Here is a 6,927-nt window from a genome sequence, read left to right as displayed (position 1 = left end):
TAGGTTTAGGCACCACCCATTCTGCCTAGAAGCCTCTAACTATTCCCACCCCTCCATCAGAACAGCAAACACGGTCACTTGGATGTGCGGATTTGACAAACCGGTTCGATAGGAATATTCTTCAGAATTAAGAAATTTCTCAAAACGAGCGATGTGGTGCGAGGTTGCAGCCACGTCGCACGGCGATGACGCAAAGGCGGGAATGACATGCAGACCGCAGATTCGTTCTGGATCGATCCCGGTGAGGATCCTGGGTCCCCGACGCCGCTCGGTGCCGTCGCAGTGCCGGTGCGCAAGGAGTTTCCACGATCGCAGGAGGTCCCCGAAGGATGCATGGTCATCGACGACCTGGGAGAGGACGATTTCCTCTACCCGGTCATGATCCACCGGGAAACCTACGTCACGCGTGACATCGACGAGAAGTACGGCGGCGGCACGACCGACCTGCCCATCTGGTTCTTCACGCCCCGGCTGAACGACATGCCGGTCAAACGCAACATCACCGCATGGCCGACTGTCGTATTCGTGCGCGGCTCCGGATTCGGCCCGCAGACCGTACTCGACTACCTCAACTATTACGTGCGTATCGCGGAACGTGGATACGTCGTCGCCGCATTGCAATACCGTCCCAGCGACATCGCGCCGTTCCCCGCGCAGATGCAGGATTGCAAGACCGCGATCCGTTATGTGCGCAAGCACGCCGAACGTCTCCATGTCGACGTCGATCGTATCGGGCTGTGGGGAGACTCGTCCGGCGGCACAACCGTGCTGCAGGCCGGGTTCACCGGCGACAGCGGTCCCGATACCGACGTCTACGGCGAATACAGTGCCGCCGTCAGCTGCATCATCGACTGGTACGGTGTCACCGACATGACCGCGATGAACTACTATCCGACCATCATGGACAACAACAGTCCGGACGGTCCCATCGGCAAGGAACTCGGCGGCGTCAGCGTGCTCGACCATCCCGAGCAAGCCGCTGCGGCCTCGCCGATCACCTACCTGCACCGCGACGTACCGACCCCGCCGACGCTGATCATGCACGGCGGCCGGGATTCCGACGTACCGTTCAACCAAAGCTGCCGACTGTTCCGGCGCATGAAGGAGCTCGGGAAGGAGGTCTCGTTCATCAAGCTCAACGACGGCACGCACGGCTACTACGGATTCCGTACCAACCGTGCGATGGACATCGTCGATATGTACCTGCAGTCGCATCTGTGACGAGTCCGTCCGCGTCGTGAACGATGCAAGCGGACACGAAAAGACGTCGAGCGACACTGCACGACGACGTGCGGGACCGGCGATGCCGCCGGCCCCCGGGATCAACGAAGAACCCAACAGGATCAGAGACAAGGAGAACAACCATGAACAGGAAAGCGATCATCGCAGCAGGAACGGCCGTGGCCATGATGGCCGGCCTGGGAGCGTGCGGATCGTCCAACGACACCAATGCCGGCGACGATTCGCAGGGCAAGGTCTACTACCTGAACTCCAAGCCGGAGGTCGTCGACCAGTTCGACGAACTCGCCAAGGCGTTCACCGACGAAACCGGCATCAAGGTCGACGTCGTGACCGCGACGATGGCCGATTACGAGACCACGCTGACCTCCGAACTGGCCAAGAGCAACCCGCCGACCACTTGGACGATGAGCCCGAACGACCTGTCCAAGTACAAGCAGTACCTCACCCCGATGCAGGACACCGACGTGTACGAGAACCTCACCGATGCGGGCAAGGCCAGCGCCGTGCAGGATTCCGAGAACGTGTACGCGATTCCGTACGTGCAGGAATGGTACGGCATCATCTACAACAAGAAGATCGTCAAGGACTACTGCTCAAAGGATTACGCGGTCATCGACTCGGCCGAGGACATCAAGGATTGGGACACGCTCAAGGCCGTGGCCGAAAGCATGATGGAGCACAAGGACGACCTCGGACTGCAGGGTGCGTTCGCCACGCCTTCCGTCGAGAACTCCGACTACTACCGCTTCACCGCGCACATGATCCGTCCGGCGCAGTACTTCGAGTACAAGGACAACAACACGACCTTCATGCCGGAGATCACATGGAAGTACCTCGACCAGTACAAGGATCTGTACGATCTGCAGGTCGCGACCTCCCCTGGCGACGCGAAGACCGACGCCACCTCGATGTCGTATGAGGATGTGACCGCGCAGTTCTCGCTCGGCGAGGTCGCGTTCTACCCGAACGGCGTGTGGGCCTACTCGCAGATCAAGGGCAACGACGTGGCCGACGAGGACCTCGGCATGCTCCCGTACTACATGGGCATCCCCGGCGAGGAGGACTACGGTCCGGGCGTCATCATGGACAACCAGTGGGTCGTCAACAAGAACGCCAGCAAGGCCGATCAGGAAGCCACGCTCAAGTTCATCGAATGGGTGCAGACCAGCGACGAGGCCAAGCGCATCGTCGCCAAGGAAATGGGCTTCGCCATGCCGGCCACCACGTACGGCGACGACGCCCAGCCTGACAACCCGCTCGTCGACCAGGCGCTCGCCTACCAGAAGGAAGGCAAGAAGTACATCCGCAGCTTCGAGCTGCCGAGCCTCGCGTGGCAGAAGGACTTCGGCGGCGCGCTGCTCGAGTACGTGCAGGGCACGAAGGGCTGGGACAACGTCAAGAACGTGATCACGAGTGAATGGAAGTCGACTTGGGAGGCCAACGAGAAGGCCGCTCCGGGATCACTGCCGGCTCAGAAGGAATTCACCGAGTAAACGGTGACGGATCAAGGATCGGCCCGGTTGGCCCGTTCGGTTTGCTCCGCAACGGGAGACCGGGCCGATCCGTGTACCAGTACCAACGCGCCGGCGACGGCGGGAAAGGAACGGTCATGCGTGACGGCAACGGCAATTGGTGGCGGCAGGCGGTGATGTATCAGCTGTATCCGCGCAGCTTCCGCGACGGGAACGGCGACGGTATCGGCGACTTCGCCGGAGCGATCCGCAGTCTGCCGTACCTGAAGGAACTCGGCGTGGACGGCGTATGGCTCAACCCGATCTACAAATCCGGATTCGTGGACGGCGGCTATGATGTGATCGACTACCGCGACGTGGCCGAACAGTTCGGCACGCTCGATGATTTCAAGGCGCTGGTCGACGCCGTGCACGAGCAGGGCATGCACATCATCATCGACATCGTGCCCAATCACACGTCCACCGACCATCCGTGGTTCCGCAAGGCGCTTGCCTCCGCGCCCGGCTCGCCGGAACGTGACCTGTATATCTTCCGCGACGGCCGTGGCGAGCATGGCGAACTTCCGCCCACCGACTGGCTGTCCAAAATGGGCGGCCCGGCATGGCAGCGCGTACCGGACGGCCAGTGGTACCTGCACATCTACGCCAAGGAACAGGCCGACCTCAACTGGAACAGTCCGATCGTGCGCCGCGAATTCGAGGACATTCTGCGATTCTGGGGAGATCTCGGCGTCGATGGGTTCCGTGTGGACGTGGCCAATGGCATGGCCAAGCAGATCGACGGGCGCGACGACCTCGACGATTGGACCGTCGACGACGACCACTGTCCGGACGGCCGGCATCCGCTGTGGGACCGCGACGAAGTGCACGAGATCTACCGCGGCTGGAGGCGTGTCTTCAACGAGTACGATCCGCCGTTGTGCGCGGTTGCGGAAATTTCCATCGTGCCCGAACACGAACACCGGTACGCTTCAAAGGACGAGCTTGGGCAGGTGTTCAACTTCGACCTGCAAAAGGCGATGTGGAGTTACCGGGAATACCGGGATGCGATCGACATGGACCTTGCTTCGGCCAGACGCTCGCGATCCAGCGCGACGTGGGTGCTCAGCAACCATGACTGCCCGCGCGCGGCATCAAGGTATGGGCTCGCCCAAGTCACGACGAGCCAGCCGTTCGTGTTCGCATGGGATTGGTTGCTGCGCGACGGCACCTCATATCCGGAGGATATCGAAGCCGGGACGCGACGGGCCCGTGCGGCCGCATTGATCGAACTCGCGTTGCCGGGAACCGTCTACATCTATCAGGGAGACGAGCTGGGACTGCGTGAAGTGCCGGATATTCCATGGGATCGTCTGGAAGATCCCACCGCGTTCGACACGGTACGTCAGCAGAGCAAGAAGGGGCGTGACGGTTGCCGTGTGCCGCTGCCATGGGATTCGGCGGACATGCCGCGGCCGGCCGCGTGGTCGCCTCGCTTTGGCGAGGGCGCGTCTTTTGGATTCTCCGTGACGGATGGCGTACGTTCCGACGGTAACAGGCAAGCCGGGCGCGCCGAACCTCACCTGCCGCAGCCACTCTGGTTCGCTGACTATGCCATCGACCGTCAGTCGGCTGACCGTCGGTCCATGCTGAACCTGTACCGCGACGCGATCCGGTTGCGCTCGCGGCTGTTCGCCGCGGATCGTGCGCGCACGGAGCCGGTGGACGTCGACTGGCTGGATATTGATGGGTCAAGCGGACGTCGGGATGGTGCCGATGGCCAGTACGGCGGAGTACTCGCGTTCGCCCGACAAGGCGGTGACGGTCGAATGGTCGCGTGCGTGACCAACTTCTGTGCCGATTCGATTGATTTGCCTGCGGGGGAGGTCCTGTTGGCCTCTGGTCCGCTTGACGGATATGGGAAGTTGCCTCAGGACACGACCGTATGGGTCGTTTTGGAGTGAGCGACGCGTATCAGACGATGAGTCAAAGGCGGTGTGGCTGTTCCACGTGAAACAGCCACACCGCCTTCTTGGTATTCAGTGGGCGAACGTCAGGGTGAATTCATTACGGCCAGAGTGCAACGTGGCGAACGGACCCATTGCCGAGTGTTCGGGATTGCGGTCCGCGCCCTGAACATCCGTATCGATGGTGATCGGCAGGCCGTCCGGCGATTCGAAGGGTTCCTGCACAATGCGCGGCATGCCCAGGTCGGCGGTGGCGATGACCGGCGCGGTACGGTTCGCAACGGTGCCAGGAACGTTCAGCGTGATCGTGAGATCAACGGAATCCGGTTCGCCCGTCAATGTCACGGTACCGCCGTCCGCAATGATCGTGTCGCGCTCGCCGGCCATCGGCTGCGCGCCGTTGAGATAGGCGTTGTGGTGCACGATGGCCGGCTGCGGCAGGTCGCGCAGCGTCTCTTCGTCGCACGGTCCGAGAGCCGCCACGGTATCCGTGTATTCCTCCTCCGAGCTCGGCAATCCATTGTACGAGGCCGTGCCAAACAGCCAAGGTGTCGGATTCGGTTTCGGCACCCGGATATCGTCCGGTTTGATGAACAGGTTGCCGATCCACCGATCGTCGCCGCCGTAGACGCACGCGGTTCCCGCCACATCGGTGGTGTGCGGGAAGTGGTACGGCGTGGAACGGGTCAGATCGTCGTACCGCTGCACCGCACCGGCGAACAGGTTGTTGACGTATGCGCCGCCCTGCGAGGCATTGATCAGAGCCAGCGGTGACGCAAAGACGTTGTTGTCGACCAGGTATGGGCCGTGGCTGATCTCGATCATCAGGTCACGGGTGTTGTCGTGGAACACGTTGCCGGTGATCCGCATGCCCTGCGTCTGCCAATCCGACCACATGCCCAGCGTGCATTCGTGGATGCGGTTGCCGCGCACGGTCGCGTCGACTCCGGCGTGCAGTTTGATGCCGGCGATCTCCCAGCCGAAGAATTCGCGCAGGATGCCGATACGGGCGATATCGTTATGCTCGATCACGCTGAACGCCGCACCCATGTGGCCGACGACGCCGTTCTGTCCGCAGTCGCGTATGACGTTGCCGCGCACGATATGCGAGCCGACGATCCCCTTGCGCCAGCCGAGACGCAGGGCACGGAACACCGCTTCCATCTGACATTGGTAGCCGGACCGAAGATTGCTCCGGTAACGTTCATTATCGCCGGTCGCCGCCGTCTTGCCCAAGCAGATCGCGGAGCATTTCGCATCATGCAGCAGGTTGTTCTCGATGATCCATCCGTGCGACCAGTTCGGGCCGATCATGCCGCGCTGATCCCCGGTGGGAGGGGACCAACGGCCGGCGGCCTGGGCCATTTCGAAGCCACGGACGGTGATCCAGTTGACGTTTGTCTGGCTCGGCCAGAAGCAGGATTCGCGCACGTTGATTTCGGTGAGCGTTGTATTCGGATCGGTGTCGTGGAAATTGGCGCGGATCGTGGTCGTTCCCGTTTCGTCGTCCACGGTGGCATACCAGACGTAGGTCGTCCAATCAGGATCGGCTATCGGTTCGGTGAGCCCGGTGGCATAGTCGATGGTTTCGGTCCTGCGCTGCGGTGTCGAAACATGATCAGCGTCGTCGGCCTCATACAGCGCCCGCCCGTTGAGATAGACGGCTCCGAGATGACGTTGCCGCACGCGGAAATCCGGGTCCATGAGCCAATCGCCTTCGACGGCCCGCGCATACGGGTTGAACGAGCCGAACATCGTATTGGGCAGCGTCGCCGACCAGACGCCGGAACCTTCGGGCACCCATGATGATATGCGTTCCGACCCCTTGATGACCGGGCGTTCGCCGTACGCCGCGCGGTAGACGATGCGATTGCTCGGGCCGGTGCCGCCGTTTCGCGGATCGACCTGTTCGCGGTATTCCCCGGCGTGCACGATGACCTCGTCACCGGGCATGGCGATCCGCGCGGCATGCGAGATCGTGCGGAACGGGTGCGTTTCGTCGCCAGGCCAGTGGTCATGCCCTGTGGGGGCTACGTGATAATGGGTGCGATGGGGATTAGGGGAGGCGGATTGCATATGAGCTCCTTCGATCATGCCAAGCATTCCATATCCAAGAATATTCTTCCCTGCGGAGAATATTCTTAATGCGATGAACAGTGATGAGAGGGCGATAACGCGTGAGGCCGACGGAATAATCCGTCGGCCTCACGTTTCCAGAACGAGCGCACTTGGAAGCGCTCGGCCGGCCTTGGCTCGTTTCCAATAAA

The 6,927-nt window shown here is 61.7% G+C and carries 4 protein-coding genes; 3 read left to right on the top strand and 1 reads right to left on the bottom strand.

Translation table 11 applies throughout. The features are described 5' to 3' along the window. Positions 1-207: 207 nt before the first annotated feature. The 3 genes from GFD25_RS10305 (at position 208) to GFD25_RS10295 (ending at position 4,657) form a co-directional block, all read left to right on the top strand. Positions 208-1,221 (top strand): alpha/beta hydrolase, encoded by a 1,014-nt coding sequence (locus tag GFD25_RS10305; protein WP_239512540.1) that lies wholly within the window; start codon positions 208-210, stop codon positions 1,219-1,221. A 143-nt stretch (positions 1,222-1,364) separates the two neighbouring features. Next, positions 1,365-2,735 (top strand): ABC transporter substrate-binding protein, encoded by a 1,371-nt coding sequence (locus GFD25_RS10300; RefSeq protein WP_163232547.1) that lies wholly within the window; start codon positions 1,365-1,367, stop codon positions 2,733-2,735. A 116-nt stretch (positions 2,736-2,851) separates the two neighbouring features. Next, positions 2,852-4,657 (top strand): glycoside hydrolase family 13 protein, encoded by a 1,806-nt coding sequence (locus GFD25_RS10295; protein WP_163232545.1) that lies wholly within the window; start codon positions 2,852-2,854, stop codon positions 4,655-4,657. Between the two features lie 75 nt (positions 4,658-4,732). Here GFD25_RS10295 and GFD25_RS10290 read toward each other — a convergent pair whose 3' ends face one another. Further along, positions 4,733-6,736 carry a right-handed parallel beta-helix repeat-containing protein gene (locus GFD25_RS10290; RefSeq protein ID WP_163232543.1) on the bottom strand — a complete coding sequence of 668 codons (2,004 nt, stop codon included), beginning with the start codon at positions 6,734-6,736 and terminating at the stop codon, positions 4,733-4,735. Positions 6,737-6,927: the final 191 nt, after the last annotated feature.

The organism is Bifidobacterium aerophilum, from assembly GCF_010667685.1.
GTDB classification, from domain to species: domain Bacteria; phylum Actinomycetota; class Actinomycetes; order Actinomycetales; family Bifidobacteriaceae; genus Bifidobacterium; species Bifidobacterium aerophilum.
The sequence above is the reverse complement of the archived record's forward strand: the minus strand, read 5'-3'. Positions and strand labels throughout refer to the sequence as shown.